13 protein-coding genes are annotated in these 14,678 nt (G+C 58.6%); 5 read left to right on the top strand and 8 right to left on the bottom strand.

From position 1 onward, the window contains the following. Window positions 1-20 precede the first annotated feature (20 nt). From DHV10_RS10775 to DHV10_RS10765, 3 genes are all read right to left on the bottom strand, one after another. Window positions 21-1,103, bottom strand: a complete 1,083-nt coding sequence (locus DHV10_RS10775) for an LLM class flavin-dependent oxidoreductase (RefSeq protein ID WP_239461478.1) — start codon at window positions 1,101-1,103, stop codon at window positions 21-23. Window positions 1,104-1,191: 88 nt separating this feature from the next. After that, window positions 1,192-3,150, bottom strand: coding sequence for a hypothetical protein (locus tag DHV10_RS10770; protein ID WP_109486333.1), 1,959 nt, complete (start codon window positions 3,148-3,150; stop codon window positions 1,192-1,194). Between the two features lie 299 nt (window positions 3,151-3,449). Further along, the gene (locus DHV10_RS10765) at window positions 3,450-4,919 is read right to left on the bottom strand and encodes a lipase maturation factor family protein (RefSeq protein WP_109486332.1); all 1,470 of its coding nucleotides are present in this window, start codon (window positions 4,917-4,919) and stop codon (window positions 3,450-3,452) included. 184 nt (window positions 4,920-5,103) lie between these two features. On the opposite strand from DHV10_RS10765, the gene DHV10_RS10760 reads away from it, so the two are divergent. The 4 genes from DHV10_RS10760 (at window position 5,104) to rpmB (ending at window position 8,197) form a co-directional block, all read left to right on the top strand. Further along, window positions 5,104-5,865 carry a response regulator transcription factor gene (locus DHV10_RS10760; RefSeq protein WP_239461476.1) on the top strand — a complete coding sequence of 254 codons (762 nt, stop codon included), beginning with the start codon at window positions 5,104-5,106 and terminating at the stop codon, window positions 5,863-5,865. Then, the gene (locus DHV10_RS10755) at window positions 5,843-7,189 is read left to right on the top strand and encodes an ATP-binding protein (RefSeq protein WP_109486331.1); all 1,347 of its coding nucleotides are present in this window, start codon (window positions 5,843-5,845) and stop codon (window positions 7,187-7,189) included. The genes DHV10_RS10760 and DHV10_RS10755 overlap by 23 nt, the downstream gene beginning before the upstream one ends. Window positions 7,190-7,320: 131 nt before the next feature. After that, window positions 7,321-7,665, top strand: coding sequence for a hypothetical protein (locus tag DHV10_RS10750; RefSeq protein WP_109486330.1), 345 nt, complete (start codon window positions 7,321-7,323; stop codon window positions 7,663-7,665). 343 nt (window positions 7,666-8,008) lie between these two features. Then, entirely contained in the window at window positions 8,009-8,197 is a 189-nt protein-coding gene (gene rpmB, locus DHV10_RS10745; protein ID WP_109486329.1) for a 50S ribosomal protein L28, read from the top strand. Window positions 8,198-8,323: 126 nt separating this feature from the next. Here rpmB and msrB read toward each other — a convergent pair whose 3' ends face one another. From msrB to DHV10_RS10720, 5 genes are all read right to left on the bottom strand, one after another. After that, window positions 8,324-8,770, bottom strand: a complete 447-nt coding sequence (gene msrB / locus DHV10_RS10740) for a peptide-methionine (R)-S-oxide reductase MsrB (RefSeq protein ID WP_109486328.1) — start codon at window positions 8,768-8,770, stop codon at window positions 8,324-8,326. 50 nt (window positions 8,771-8,820) lie between these two features. Further along, entirely contained in the window at window positions 8,821-9,216 is a 396-nt protein-coding gene (locus tag DHV10_RS10735) for a RidA family protein (protein ID WP_109486327.1), read from the bottom strand. A gap of 124 nt (window positions 9,217-9,340) precedes the next feature. Further along, window positions 9,341-9,772 carry an OsmC family protein gene (locus DHV10_RS10730; RefSeq protein ID WP_109486326.1) on the bottom strand — a complete coding sequence of 144 codons (432 nt, stop codon included), beginning with the start codon at window positions 9,770-9,772 and terminating at the stop codon, window positions 9,341-9,343. A gap of 511 nt (window positions 9,773-10,283) precedes the next feature. Further along, a complete protein-coding gene (locus DHV10_RS10725) occupies window positions 10,284-11,729 on the bottom strand; it encodes a Gfo/Idh/MocA family protein (RefSeq protein ID WP_204101382.1) in 1,446 nt (481 codons plus the stop codon). Window positions 11,730-11,986: 257 nt separating this feature from the next. Continuing rightward, a complete protein-coding gene (locus DHV10_RS10720) occupies window positions 11,987-13,057 on the bottom strand; it encodes a TIGR03118 family protein (protein WP_162601421.1) in 1,071 nt (356 codons plus the stop codon). A 421-nt stretch (window positions 13,058-13,478) separates the two neighbouring features. Between DHV10_RS10720 and DHV10_RS10715 the strand changes: the two genes are divergently transcribed. Further along, window positions 13,479-14,672 carry an MATE family efflux transporter gene (locus DHV10_RS10715; RefSeq protein ID WP_239461473.1) on the top strand — a complete coding sequence of 398 codons (1,194 nt, stop codon included), beginning with the start codon at window positions 13,479-13,481 and terminating at the stop codon, window positions 14,670-14,672. Window positions 14,673-14,678 lie beyond the last annotated feature (6 nt).

Genomic DNA, 14,678 nt, shown 5'->3' with positions numbered 1-14,678 from the left:
GGAACCAGGACCGGCCCGTTTCAATCGGATTGCACTGGGATCGCTTGAACACTCGCCTCTACCCACGATTTTGTCTCGATTGTTGCGGCTGAGTTTGCGAGGCGGCGGTAGGAGTCGAGGCGGGCGTTGTGGTCCCAAGTGTCGGTTACCGCGATAACCTCGTCCGCGCCGGTGCGAGAGAGAAGATCTTTGAGGCCAGCTTTGACCGTTGATTCGGACCCGATGATGGCTTCGCGTAGACGGCTTTCGACGGCGGCTCGTTCGAAGTCGTTCCAAAGCGCGTCCATGGAGTCGACTGGAGGTAGGAGTTCGGCCGGCTGGTTGCGGATGAGGCGGAGGAAGCGCTGCTGCGGAGTTGTGAAGAGGCGGCCGGCGGCTTCGTCCGATTCGGCGACGATGACAGGGACGGCGACGATGAGCCAGGGCTGGTCGAGTGTATCGCTGGGCCGGAATTTCGTGCGGTATAGGTCCGCGGAGTGCTGAAGCATCTCGGGTGCGAAGTGGGCAGCAAAGGCGAAGGGCAGGCCGAGATGCGCGGAGAGGCGAGCGCTGAAGTCGCTCGAGCCAAGCAGCGTGATGGGGACGTCGCTGTTCTGGCCGGGGGTGGCTCTGACGGCCTGGTGTGGGATACCGGGGCCGAGGTAGGTGCGGAGCTCGGCGAGGAGTTCGGGGAAGTCATCGCCAGATTGGCGCAGGTCGCGGCGGAGGGCGCGCATGGTGTGGAAGTCGCCGCCGGGAGCGCGGCCGAGGCCGAGATCGATGCGGCCGGGGTAGAGGGCTTCAAGGGTGCCAAACTGCTCGGCTACTACGAGCGGAGCGTGATTGGGGAGCATGATGCCGCCGCTGCCGACCCGGATGGTGGAGGTCGCTGAGGCAATGTGTCCGATGAGGACGGCGGTCGCGGAGCAGGCTAGGCCGTCGATGGAGTGGTGCTCGGCGAGCCAGAAGCGGCGGTAGCCCCACTGCTCGGCGTGGCGAGCAAGATCGACGGATCTGGCAATCGCGGGAGCTGGCGTTTCGCCGGGGTGCATGCCGACGAGGTCGAGGATGGAAACGGGGAGAGGCATCAGGTATTGGATGTTTGCGGCTGTAAGGAGATTCATGGTGCGAAAGCAAAGCGAGTTCGCGCCTCATCGAACAGAAAGCCCGCCGATGAGGCGGGCTTTCTGGTAGTCAAATGCGCCTGAATGCTTACGGGGTGGTGGGTTGCACGCAGTAGCTCGGCATGGTGGTTGCGGTGTAAGCGGAGCAGTAGGTCTGGTACCAGAGGTCGGTGGGCTTCATGTGGAGCAGTTCCCAGCCGCCAAGCTGGTCTTCGTAGTTGGCGTTGATGGGCGGGTTCAGCAGGTTGAATGGGTTCGCTGTGCCGATGTAGAGCTGCGACCCGAGTTGCAGCATGTTGCGAACGCCGTAGTTGCTGAAATTTCCCATACCGTCCAGATCCACGACGTATGCCGGGTCACTGGAAGAATGGATCCGCAGCAGGTCAGCTCCCTCGAACTCTCTGGCGGCAGCGATGACCTCCGGCGGGATCGTGTTTGCATCGGCGGTCGAGATGGATGCCGCACCGAGATCAAGATCAGGAAGCGCCGCGGTGGACTGCTGACCGTTTGTGAGGTCGAAGAGAGACTCAAACAGAATGTACGACCAGTCGAAGGTGCCGATGAAGAGCTCTCCGTTATAAGTCGTCATCCACCAGGTGTAGCTGTTGAAGGGATTGTTGTAGCCCGCAAGTCCATACAGCGCGGGTGTTCCGCTCATGTTGTTGGGCACGATCGCCCACTCACAGGTGGGGCCGGTGTTTGTGCATCTGCTTGTAGTCCCCTGCTCGACGTATTTCGGCAACCTCTGGTTCCCGTAGAGGAGCTGGATCTGCGGGGTTGCTGAATCAAGGAACTTGCCCCGGAACATCGCAGTCGGTCGATAGCTGCCGAGGAAGGCGTAGTCGCTCGGAGCGTTCTTGTACATCGACGCGAAGGCCTGAGCCTGTGCTCCTGGCGGCGTCATGGTTGACCAATAGAGCCAGCCGTCGTGAGCGGCGAGCGCACCGCCGCCCATCGCACCTGAAGGTTCTACTTCATAGTCGGAGTACTTCCAGATCGGCTTCCATTGAGCGGCTGTCGCCGTTCCGATCTTGCTGATGCCCGGGCTCATGTAGAGTTGGGTTCCGTACGCTGTATCCGTGCCGCCGGGACCACTCTGGTTTCCACCCCAGGTGGTGACGAATAGCCTGTCTTGATAGCGAGCTAAATAGGCGGGATCGGCGTTCAGGATACCGACTGTTTCGAAATTGAACGGGTTTGCCGCACTCCCGATCCAGTGCAGGATGTATCCACTCGTTGCGCCGAAACCAATTTGATTGACCGTGTTTCCTGCAACTCCGACATAGAGGTTGTTGTTCGTTACGAGCCACTGGCGGATGTTGGTGTACTTCGGATGCGCTGCGTCAGAGCCGTTGTAGAAGGCAGAACCGATGAAGGTTCTTGTTCGGCCATTGAATGCGAACATGCTGACGCCGCCCTGCGCGATGCCGGCGATCAAGACAACGTCACCAAGCGAGCCCGCTGAACGAAGGCCGGTAGTGTGCATGAGGTTGTACTTGTCCGCCGGATTGATGCTGTTGAACACCTGCGGAGTCATATCGGTCAGCTGAGCGGTTTTGGTGTCATACAAGAAGATGCGAGGCGGACGCACGTCCTGGGCCAGACCCTGGCACTCCACCGTATTCATGGCGAAGTTGGCTGCACCCATTCCCTCGGCAACCAGACACAGTGTGTTGGCGATGGTGCCGAACCAGAGATCGTGTCCCCAGCTTGTGAACCCCCACAGGTAGGCCTGGTTCGTCTTAAGTTGGCCAGGTTTCCTGGACAGGCTGTTGGTACACGCGCCGTTCACAACGGTCGTCGGGTCAAGGTCGTTCGGATAGTTGGCAAAGAACGACTGCTGACTGAGCGTGGGGTTTGACGGGTCGAAGCACTCGTCGGGTTGCGCTTTGGCGAGGCGGCTGTACTGATAAAACTTGCCGTCGGGGGCGGGAACCGACACGCCGTAGTTGTCGCTCCAGTATTTTTGCACTACGTTCTGCGCCTGCGATGTGCAGGACGCGAGTGCGGCAATACTGAGAAGAACCAAAATTCGTCTGAGGCCCATAGCTTTCTCCTGCTGGGGGTTAAAGAAGTTCGCGTGTGGACACACGCCTGGGTTGGAGAGTTGGGCGAATCGTTCACCTGCATTGCGACACTCGACGATCGTCTGCGTTCTCGACGGCGGATGAGGTGAGCAGATAGTTTCGACTTTCTGTGATCGGGGGGTGTGCGGTACGAGAGAGGCGCTCTTCGGGGATCCAGAAGTCCGGCAGAATCAAAGCACCAAAGGCAATGCAGTTAAGTGACCGCGGATACGGGACGGTGTGACGAGCGCTGAATCATCGAGAAGGCGCGGCAAGTGAATCAGAGCCGGTTTAGCGATTCGAGCGACATGGGTGGAAGGTAGGTGCCGAGGAGTTGGCGGGACCACCACGCACCGGTCTGGCGTTTTTGTTCGGGGGTGGTGTAGCGGTAGCGATAGAAGAGGGCGCGAATGTTAGCGGGGGGCGCGTTGGGGAAGGGATTGGGGCCCATGAGGCTGAGGAGGGCGCGGTCGTTGGTGAGCAGGCGGTAGATCAAGTTGAAGAACCAGCGGCTATAGTCGGGGACGCGGATTCCGCTGGGGGTGACTAGGACGGAGAAAGGGAGGAACCAGATGAGCCAGTCGAGGCGGAGGTGGTAGGGAGCGACTTGGGGAGGGGTGCGATGGGGGTCGCCGGGCTTGGCTTTGAAGGCGTATTCGTGCCATTGGGTGGCGGGGGTGATGACGCGGTCAGTTGTTCCTTCGATGACGATCTCGTAGCGCTCACGGCCGACCTGGCCGAAGGCTCCGTAGGCTCCGACGAGGTGGAAGGGGTTGTAGCTGTAGTTCATCACCTGGTGCGGGGATATGAGATTGAGAGCGGGCTTGATGCTGAGGGCGATAGTGGCGGCGGCGAGCAGGGAGAGGAGGATGTCGAAGGCAAGAGGGCGCGGGGCGAGTGCTGATGTGTGAAGCGGAATTACTGCCGAGACAATGCGGTCGTCGAAGGCGGAGAAGCCGAGGACGACGGTGAGCCAGTTGAGCCAGGAATAGTTGCCGCTGATGATGAGGAGCAGTTGCTGTGCGATGAGGAGCGCGCCGGCGATGGCGGCGATAGGCTGTGGGGCAAAGAGGAAGAAGGGAATGATGACCTGGATGAAATGACTTACGAGCGCGGAGAATCGGTGCATTGACTTCGGCGCGCGGTGAAAGTACCAGCTGAGCGGGTTGGGGAGGGGTTGGGTTTCGTAGTGGTAGTAGAGGCACGTGAGGTCGCGCCAGCAGGGGTCGTGTCGGAGCTTGATGAGTCCGGCACCCATTTCGGTGCGGAAGAGCATCCAGCGAAGGATGAGGATGGGGATGATGGTGGGCTGCGTGTGGGTTGGGCCAAGGAATGCAGTGAAGAAGCCGGCTTCGAGGAGCATCGATTCCCAGCCGAAGCCGAAGAAGTTCTGGCCGACGTTCACGACCGAGAGGTATAGCACATACAAAACCAGCCATAGGGCCATCGACAGAGCGACCGGACAGCGTTCGGTGATGCCTGACAGGGCCAGCACCGAGAGGAGGAGGCCAGCCCAGCCAACTGCATCGACGAGCCGGTCAGAGTATCGCCAATGAAAGAGACTGGGAGTTTCGCGCCATGTAGTCCGGCGAAGGAAATCCGGAGCAGGAAGGAGACCGCGCTCCCCGAGCAGAGGCTTGAACTGATTGATGACCGTCAGGAAAGCTACCAGATAGACGACCGCCATTCCGCGTTGAATCAGCAGGCGGGCGAGGACGAGGTCGCCGAAGTAGTTGTGGAATGAGGCCATAGCTCCGGTCGAAGAAGTTGGATGAGCAAGTTCAGATTTTCGACGTCTCTTGTTCTGCTTCGATCAACTCTCCGGACGCGTGAATCATAGGACATTCAAGCTTGCACTCCCCACCCGACCCCTGGCGTGCAATCTGAGGCTAGTTCGTTAAGAATTGTTAAGGTGGGCGGGATTCAGCTTCGGCATGCGAGACTTGAATGCCGTAGAGGTATTTAATTTGCCGCTCGCGGTTGAAACAAAGCAGATGGAAGTTCTGGACCGCCAGAGACAGCTCTCGCTGTTGCTTGTAGACGACGACGTGGAGCTGTGCGGCATGATGTCGGAGTTCTTTGCTCAGGAGGGCCACCGACTCGAGTGCATTTATAACGGCCGCGAGGGCCTCACTGCGGCTCTGAACGGCTCCTTCGACCTGGTGATCCTGGATGTAATGCTCCCCATCCTTGATGGCTTCGAGGTCCTGCAACGCCTGCGTCGTCGCAAAGACCTCCCGGTCATCATGTTGACCGCCCGCGTCCAGCAGCAGGATCGCATTCGCGGTCTTGACGCGGGCGCGGATGACTACCTCCCCAAGCCATTCGACCCCGATGAGTTGCTGGCTCGGATCCGCGCCGTCTTGAGACGGTCCGAGTCCCTGGCTCGCGCAGAGGCAGAAGAGATCTCCATCGGCAACATTCGCTTGCGTCCCAGTACGCGCGAGACCTGGCTTAATGACCACCTGGTCGACCTTACAGCGGCTGAATTCGATCTGCTCGAGATGCTGATGCGAGCAGCCGGCCGTGTCGTCTCACGCGACGAGATTACAGCTGCACTCTTTGAGCGCCAGGCTACTCCCTATGACCGCTTTCTGGACGTGCATATTAGCCATTTGCGAAAGAAGCTTGAGGGTGGGCGCGGCTTGATCCGAACCGTCCGTGGAGTGGGATATGTCTTCACCGGCGCAGCCTAAGGTCTTGCTGCGGCACTCCCTTTATGTGTGGGTGCTGCTGGCGATGGTAGGAATCCTGTCCACTTCCTTCATTGTTTTCCGGGCCATTTCGCAAAAGGTACAGGCCGAGAGAATCGATCCGGTCTACGACCAGTTCGACGAGCTCCAACTCGAGAGTGCAAGAGCAATCCTGCAGCGCTGGGGTCAGGACTCGTTGGCGGGGTACATGCACCGGCTAGACGGGCTATTTAGTGGATCGCACTACCTTCTGGATGGGAACGGGAAAGACCTTGTCTCCGGGGTTGACCGATCGGACATGCTGCCGAAAGCGCCCGCTGTGAAGTCGCGCGAGGCCTTCCATGGCCATTGGGAGATCACCCATCGCTCCGCGGACGGCAAGTTCTGGTTTGCTGCCGAGGGCTCCCAGCCACGATGGAACATCCGGGGCTTTCTGCCCTACTACTTCCTCGTCATCGGAGCGACCGGTATTCTGTGCTGGATTGCTGCTGCAGGAGTGATCTCCCCCATTCGGCGGATCGCAAATAGTATCGCCCAGTTCGGGCAGGGCGATCTAAGTGTCCGCGTCGAGACGGACCGGCCTGACGAAATTGGTCAGCTCAGCCGATCCTTCAATGACATGGCAGAACGCATGGAGAGGCTCATTACCAGCGAGCGACGGCTTCTGAGCGACATCTCGCACGAATTGAGGTCCCCGCTCGCCCGGTTGAAGTTTGCCATGAAGCTGGCGCGTACCAGCAGCGATCCGGCCGCAGCATTGGAACGCATCGAGCGGGATGTCAACCGCATTGCCTCCCTGGTTTCCGACATCGTGGCCATTAACGGCGTAGAGGACAATCCAGCGCTCGGTGAGCAGAAGGAAATCTGCATTCGCGACATCATTGACGAGGTCACCGGCGACTGCAGCCTGGAAGCGCAAGCGCGCGGTTGCAGGATTGTGGTAAGCGGCGACGTGTGCGGACAGGTACATGGCAACCCTGAGCTCTTGCGCCGCGCCGTCGAGAATATCGTGCGCAATGCCATCCGGTACTCCCCGGAGAAAACAGCCGTCGAGGTCACGCTGAGCGAAGATCAATCTGACGCGCACATCACCGTCAGGGACTACGGCCCGGGGGTCCCAGACCAGGCCATGGAGCGCATCTTCGATCCATTCTTTCGCGTAGAAGAAGCCCGGAACACGAATGGCGGCGGCTCTGGACTGGGCCTCTCCATCGCCAAGCGCGCAGTGCGCGTTCACCGCGGAGAGATTGTTGCTAAAAATGCAACTCCTGGGTTGCGGGTCAACATAACAATCCCGTTGACACGCGCAATCGCGCATGTGAGCTAAGTCACTTCGAGTGTGTTCAAGCGCTTAATGTTTCTTAAGCTGCGATTTGCCAAACGTGTTGTTCACTATCCACAGTGCCTCTTCTTTTCTTATTTGGTCCTAAATCCATCGAGGCATCGGAGGAGAACATCATGAAGCGTGTGTTTGGATACGCCCTTATGCTCGCGCTCGCGGTCGCCCCGGCGATGGCAGCCAAAAATTCGCAGTCGTTCAACCTTGGTCAGGATGTGAAGGTGGGCAACACGGACATTCCTGCCGGAAACGTGAAGGTGAGCTGGACCGGTACTGGCGATGCGGTGCAGGTGACCCTGGCCTCGAACGGCAAGACGGTTACCGTTCCTGCAAAACTGGTTTCAGAGAAGAACGGACACAAGGGATATGTCGTCAACAACAAGGGCGGGGTGGATCAGCTTGAGACGATCCAGCTCAATGATCTGAGCCTTCAGCTGCAGGGCGGAACGGCGTCCGGTCAATAGTTCGACTTCCTAAGCTATCGAAACGAGCCGCAGACGAGGCTTTCTTTTCCTGGTTCTCATGTGACTGCATTCCTTTGATCCCCTTCCGATAACCGGAAGGGGATTTTTTGCAGGATAGGCGGCTGGAACTCTAACCAGTTCTGCGGCTTATCTTCGGGTCGCGCTCACAGATTCAGGCCCGATTTGGCCCTGCGGTAAGCTTCAAGGTATACTAGGGATTCGGCAAGCTGCAGGGTGGGTGTGTCTTCATTCGCCCATCGCCCGTCTCACGCGGACGGATGAGAGCTGCGGGTAGCGACTCTAGCTGGCGCGGAAATCTGAAGACAAGTTTGGAGCTAATGAGATGGCACAGGTTTGTGATGTTTGCGGCAAAGGGCCGCAGTTCGGTAATAACATTTCGCACGCGCACAACGTAACCAAGCGGCGCTGGAACGTGAATCTGCAGGCGGTGAAGGCGCTGGTGAATGGCGCTCCAAAGCGCATCCGTGTGTGCACAAGCTGCATCAAGAGCGGCAAAGTCCAGAAGGGATAGCCGGACGCGCTACGGCCCGATCTTCTTCAATTCCTGGCAAACAAATGAAAACCCCGTCTAATGACGGGGTTTTCTCGTTCCAGGGTCAGAACGCGAGTTGGGCTGAGTTGATCTTCCCAGCGCAACTCAGGACGGCGACGTCTCACCATCCTTTTCGCGGGTGAATGTCAGTGAAGCGGAGTTGATGCAGTAGCGGAGTCCCGTAGGACGGGGCCCATCCGGAAACACGTGCCCCAGATGCCCTCCGCAGCTGGCGCATGTGACCTCGACGCGGCGCATGCCGAAGGAGCGGTCCTCATGTTCGTCGATGGCCCGTGAATCGGCTGGAATAACGAAGCTGGGCCACCCACAACCGGAATCGAACTTCGCTCCGGATAGGAACAGCAGGGCCCCGCAGCCCGCGCAGTGGTAGTTTCCCGTCTCGTGGTTCTCCGTCAGAGATCCCGTGAACGGACGCTCAGTTCCCTTCTCTCGCAGAACGCGATACTGCTCTGGAGTCAGCATCTTGCGCCACTCAGCATCGCTGCGAGTGACTTTCGCGGACGCGTCGGGCGGCTGTGGTGTGTTGGTCATTCAGGCTCAGACCTCCGGGGAAGATAGATGTTCGATCCGGCTGAGAGGATTCAGCCGCCGATTTCGGCGATCAATTCGATCTCGACGAGAGCGTCCTTGGGCAACCGAGCCGCTTCGATTGTCGTGCGCGCAGGAGGAACAACGCCCTGCGGTGCTAAGTATTCAGCATAGACCGCATTCATCGCGGCGAAGTCATTCATGTCTTTGAGGTAGACATTGGCTTTGACCACGTGGTCGAGCGTGGTGCCGGCGGCTTCAAGAACAGCCTTGAGATTTTCGAGAGTTCGACGCGTCTGCTCCGTGATTCCGCCTGAAATGAGCTGTTGCGTGTTGGGGTCGAGCGCGGCCTGTCCGGCGGTGTAGACGAAATTCCCGCAGCGAACCCCCTGGGAGTACGGGCCTACGGCCTTTGGCGCTGAGTCTGTGAAAACGGCGGTTTTGCTCATGGAGCAATTCTAGTGGGCGAGGGGTGGAAGCACGGCAGACCGATTGGTTTCAATGGGCCAAATCGGGTCTGAAGTGCAACTCCCATCCGGCTCATGAGAGCCGGACGGGATGAAGTTGAGCAGCTTAGACGAGCTTTGCGTCGAGCGTGATTTCAGTGTTGTTGGCGAACAGCTTCGAAATCGGGCAGCCTGCTTTCGCGTTTGCAGCGGCCTTGTCGAAGGCTTCCTTCGAAGCATTCGGAACGCTCGCAGTCGTCGTCAGCGCGATCTTGGTCACCGCAAACCCTGCATCGGTCTTTGCCAGCGTGACGGCGGCCTGCGTCTCGATCTTCGAGGGGGTCAGGCCCGCTTCGCCAAGCTGGGCACCAAGCGCCATCGAGAAGCAGCTTGCGTGCGCTGCAGCAATGAGTTCCTCAGGGGTGGTGCCGCTGGCCGCGCCCTCAAAGCGGGTCGCAAACGAGTAATTCGCGTTGTTGAGTACGCCCGTTGCCGTTGAAATGGTGCCCTTGCCTTCCTTCAGTGAACCGGTCCAAACCGCACTTGCCTTGCTTGCCATAGATATCCTCCTTCGGGGATTGATCTTTGATCCATTGATCAAGTTGATCGATTTGTTCTGGGGGTAGCCGCCTGAGAGAAAACGATGACGGCGTTGCTTGAAAGTCGCCAGTTGCCGCCAAGTCAGGTGGCAGAACCGCTCCATTCCATGCTAAAGCATCCGGCCGGAGTGGCCCACCCGCGCTGTGGAGACCCGCCGTGGCGGCGCTGTCAGGCCGCAGGTATCAAGCTCGACATCGCGGTTATGTAAAGAATGCGTTAATCTCTGACCTATGCTTCCCCAAAGGCCGAGTGTCTTCGACGATCAGAGTGCTGCGCGTTCGGCGCAGAGCGCAACGGCTACCGCAATCAATCAGGACGACTCACCCATCGATCATCACTGTCAGATCTGTCCTACCTGCTCACATCGTCTGAGCGGGCATAAATGCAAGCTGGTGTGCACGCATTGCGGCTACTACCTGAGTTGCGCGGATTACTACTGAACAGCTGAAGGAACCCAGATTTCTGAAAAATTACACGCTCATCTTCCAGGGCGCTCGGTAGTCGCGCGTTGTCAGCTTGCTCGCTTCCGCATCGCCGACGATCTTCTCCTCCTTCGCGTCCCACCGAATCTTCCTGCCCGTAAGCATCGCGATCGTACAAAGATGACCTGGAATCGCTGAATGATGGCCCACCTCTACAGGTGTCACCGTTGATTGCCGTGTCCTGATGCAGTCGAGGAAGTTTTGCTGGTGGTTGTCAGACGTATAGAGCTTCACCTTGCGCAGTTCTCTCGGCAGATACTTGCCTCTTTTCAGATCGGGATTCGACACATCGAATCCATCGCGGTCCACCCACACCCAGCCTTCCGAGCCGATCCATTTGGTACCCATCTTGATACCCGGATCTCCACCGGCAATGATCATTGTGACTCCGCCCGGATACTTCAGCTCGAAGCGGTAATGCTGTCCGGTATTCCACACTGCATTCCGCGGGGGCAAATTGCCGCTTCCCTCCACCTCCAGCGGCCCCGTGTTGTCGAAATTCAGACCCCAATGCGCGATATCGCCGTGGTGGCCGATCCAGTCCAGGAGCTTCCCCCCGCCTGTGTTGTAGTTCAACCGCCAGCACTTGTGCGAACGTGCCTTCATGTATGGCTCCATGCGTGACGGCCCAACCCAGGTCTCGTAATCCAGTTCCGGCGGCGGCTCGCTCACCAGCAGATCCCAGGCCTTCGTTCCCGGTACGATCTGCTCAAGCTCCCCCTTCAATCCAGCTGCAGCCAGCTTCGCTGCTGTCTCCTCGCGGATGTGATCGTAGTTGGAGTTCTCCCCGGGTAGTCCCACCTCGACACGAGTTACCGTCCCGATCAGGCCGTTGCGAACGATCTCCGCAGCCTTATGAAAGATCGGGCTTGATCGCTGCCACGAGCCCATCTGCCAGATAACCTCGTTTTCCCTCGCTGCGCCCACGATGCACTGCTGCTCGGCGATCGTATGTGCCAGTGGCTTCTCCGAGTAGATATCTTTCTTATGGCGAGCTGCTGCTGTAGCGACAATCTCGTGCCAATGGTCGGGGACAGCAATCATCACCGCATCGATTTCGGGACTTGCCAGCAGTTCGCGATAGTCATGGTAGCCCTTGCAGTCCTGAGTCCCATATGCGTCGTTGATCAACTTCACCGCCGCATCCAGATGATTCTTGTCCACATCGCACGCTGCCAAAACGTGGCAATCTTCCAGCGCGAGAAACGCTTGCGTGTTCGAAGGACCCTGCCAGCCCATCCCGATCACACCAATGTTGATCCGATTATTGGCCGGCATCGTGCTCTTCGCCGTATGGCTAAGCGCTCCGGTGGTCTGACCGTGTGCTTGCATCGTAAGAACAGAAGGTAAAAACGCTGCACCGCCAGCCGTCTTCAGAAAATCTCGACGCCCCAACAATCTTTCGGCAATCTCCATAGTCGTGCGACGCGCCATCGCAAGATCCCTCCTTGCCCTATCCTTTTGGCTCCAGCCATTCTGACAGATCGTTCTATGACAGGAACATGCCGCAGCGCACATCGCAAGCTTCTCAGGGGGTGGGAATACGTGTGCGATAGGAACTCGGGGTGAGGGTTCAGACAGCTGCAAATCGGCGCGAGCCATGCGGAAAGCTATCTGAGAGTCTGCAGCTAAAAGGGCCGCCCAGATGGCGGCCCTCTCCGTGGTGAGATGGGTTCATGCGTGGAGCACGCCTAGATGTCGCCTCCGAGGGTGTTTTCGATGGCTGTGATGCTGCCGACGAGGCCGTCCTGTTCATCGTTCAGCCCTGCTGCAAAATAGAGCGTTGTAGCAGGCCCGGAAGATCCACCGCTGCCGAAAGAGATGCCCCACAGGCCATTGATCGTGATGGGATTGTTGCTGGCGTCGTTCAAGGTTCCTTTCAAGGCACCGGTGACTGGATCGAAAGCTAGAATCTGACCGCTTCCGAACTGACCCACGAGAATGTCGTGGCTATAGATTCCGAAGTCGCTGGGCGCCTGCGCTATGCCCCACGGGGCGTTGAACCACTTGGTCCATTGCAACCGATGCAGTAGACGTCCGGTCGGCGAGAAAACCGAAACGAACCCTAGACCGGCTCCATCGACCTCATCGTGCTTGGCGCCGTCCTGCTTTGCCCAGGCCACGTAGAGATTTCCGCCAATGTTCTGGATGTTAAAGGGGGCGAATCCGTGGGGGACCTTTCCGTCGCGGAACGCATCGTCGTCGTGCATGGAAATCAGATGGAAGTTGGTGTCGTAGACATTGACGCGGCCCTTGCGAAAATCCGCAACGTAAAGAAAGTTCGCAGATCCTCCATGAGAGTCATCAACCGTTGCGACAGCCATTCCCTTGAAAACGGAAGCGCTGTGCGTGTTCACTTTGATGACAGCTGTTTTGGGGCTCACCGCTGGATTCCATCCGGACACCGTGCCGTCCTCCGTGACGAACAGGAAGCGGGCGGGATTTCCCGGCGTCAGCTGGAAATCCTGAGTACCGTTGAAGATCTGCCCGGTCGGTGTGCCCGACCCAGAGTCGGCGGCGGGAATCGTCACGACCAGAGGAACTATCGAACCCGTTCCCGTGTAAAGGGTGGTTAGCCCGGTACCATTGTCAGACACCCACCAGGGCGTCGTAGTTCCGCGGGAAACTCCCCAGGCGTTGACGAGGTTGAGATCCGTTGTAGCGGCAACGCCGGGAACGTTGGAAACCAGATTCGTCTCTTTGTAGTGCTGGCCTTGCAGCATCGTGGGAAGGGACAGCAAAGCCAGGGATGCGATCGCCAATCGGGATCCGATAGCACGAGCGCAAAGGTGAGAGGTGTTCATAAGACTCCTTCTCCGCAACTTGAAGTGCGGCACTCTTCGTTCGCAACCAGCATGAATCGAAGAATGGAGACTGCTTGTCAGGGAATTGTCACCAGGTAGTCATCGCATTTAGGACCCGGGAGCAGCGCGCATACCATTGCTGGGCCTAATCCGCCCGGCAACAATGGAATGACAATCGCCTGACCCGCTTCTGACACTTGTCACGGAGTGGCCGCATAGCGTCGATCAGGTGACTGGGACTCTGACGCTTGCGGCGAGGCGGCAACTTTCAAATTCAATTTATGGCTTGCTGGACTATTCGGCGTTTCCGATCGGGATGCTGGTTGTCGCGCCAATCATCTTTCGTCATCTAGGCACTGAACAGTATGGGGTCTGGGCTGTGAGCGCGTCCGTATCCAATATCGGATCGATCCTGGCCTCTGGATTCGGCGATGCGAACACGCAGAGGCTAGCCGCAGAAAGGGGTGCGGCGCGCGGAGCAGATGTTGCCCGAGTGGTGAAGGCGGCAATGGGTATCCACCTTGTTCTCGGCCTCGTCGCTGGATGGGCGATATGGTGCTCCGCCACTTTCCTGGCAGAGAGGCTCGCACCGCACGATCAGGAGTTGAAGAGCACATGCGTCTGGTGCATACGAATCGCCGCCGCTTTGACCCTTGTGCGTGCACTTGAGACCGTCTGCGTCAGTACGCAGAGGGCATACGAACGATATGGCGCAGCTGTTCGCATCAGCATCGCAGGTCGCCTTGTCAGCCTTGCCGTGACGGCTATGCTGACGGCGCACGGGCTAAATGTGACCACCACGATGGCTGCCACAGCTGTTGTGATGGCAGCAGCACTGGCATTACAGATTCTTGCGCTGATACGACTGGTCGGCACACCCGTCGTCCCGTCGTTCGACCGCTCTATCAGCGCGGATCTGCTGCAATTTGGGGCCCTCACCTGGATTGTGTCCGCGGCAGGAGTCGTGTTCTCCCAGGTCGACCGAGTTTTGGGCGGAGCCTCACTGGGTGTGGCAGGCATAGTCGCTTACGCTTTGTGCGCACAAGTAGCCCAGCCCGTATACGGATTGACCGCCGCAGGGCTGCACTTTCTATTCCCATATATCGCATCCCGACAGGCAAGTAGCAGCGGAACCGCGCTGACTAGGACATTACTACTGGCCTGCACCGCAAACACGGCGTTTGTTCTGGCTGGTGCCTCTGCCCTCTTATTCGCTTCTGACTGGCTCCTCCATCTGATTTCGACTGCGACGCTCGCTGCGGCTGCGAGGCCGCTCTTGCCGTGGGTTCTTGCAGGCCCGGCTTTGATGGCGCTCAGCGTTACAGGAACCTACTTTCTGCTTGCTCTGGGAAGGGCGGGTACAGTGGCCGCTCTGCAGATCGCCGCTTCCATTGCCCTCGTGCTGGTCACGGGCGGGTGGCTACAGAGTCGTGGAGTAAGGGCCATTGCCGAGGGTCGCATCGCTTTCGCCCTGATCGCCATGTGCGTTTACGTTCCCCTGTTACGAGAACTTCGTGGTTCGGCTGCCGGCCTGAGACAGAACGTGCCCGGCGCAATGGTGGAGGAAGCATGACCTCAC

The organism is Occallatibacter savannae (assembly GCF_003131205.1).
In the GTDB taxonomy this organism is placed as follows: domain Bacteria; phylum Acidobacteriota; class Terriglobia; order Terriglobales; family Acidobacteriaceae; genus Telmatobacter; species Telmatobacter savannae.
This window is presented reverse-complemented; position numbering and strand designations above follow the sequence as displayed.

Excerpts from the sequence above, each read along its gene's own strand:
- DHV10_RS10775 (WP_239461478.1), bottom strand. The coding sequence starts at position 1,103 with ATGAATCTCCTTACAGCCGCAAACATCCAATACCTGATGCCTCTCCCC.
- DHV10_RS10770 (WP_109486333.1), bottom strand. The coding sequence starts at position 3,150 with ATGGGCCTCAGACGAATTTTGGTTCTTCTCAGTATTGCCGCACTCGCG.
- DHV10_RS10765 (WP_109486332.1), bottom strand. The coding sequence starts at position 4,919 with ATGGCCTCATTCCACAACTACTTCGGCGACCTCGTCCTCGCCCGCCTG.
- DHV10_RS10760 (WP_239461476.1), top strand. The coding sequence starts at position 5,104 with ATGCGAGACTTGAATGCCGTAGAGGTATTTAATTTGCCGCTCGCGGTT.
- DHV10_RS10755 (WP_109486331.1), top strand. The coding sequence starts at position 5,843 with ATGTCTTCACCGGCGCAGCCTAAGGTCTTGCTGCGGCACTCCCTTTAT.
- DHV10_RS10750 (WP_109486330.1), top strand. The coding sequence starts at position 7,321 with ATGAAGCGTGTGTTTGGATACGCCCTTATGCTCGCGCTCGCGGTCGCC.
- rpmB (WP_109486329.1), top strand. The coding sequence starts at position 8,009 with ATGGCACAGGTTTGTGATGTTTGCGGCAAAGGGCCGCAGTTCGGTAAT.
- msrB (WP_109486328.1), bottom strand. The coding sequence starts at position 8,770 with ATGACCAACACACCACAGCCGCCCGACGCGTCCGCGAAAGTCACTCGC.
- DHV10_RS10735 (WP_109486327.1), bottom strand. The coding sequence starts at position 9,216 with ATGAGCAAAACCGCCGTTTTCACAGACTCAGCGCCAAAGGCCGTAGGC.
- DHV10_RS10730 (WP_109486326.1), bottom strand. The coding sequence starts at position 9,772 with ATGGCAAGCAAGGCAAGTGCGGTTTGGACCGGTTCACTGAAGGAAGGC.
- DHV10_RS10725 (WP_204101382.1), bottom strand. The coding sequence starts at position 11,729 with ATGGCGCGTCGCACGACTATGGAGATTGCCGAAAGATTGTTGGGGCGT.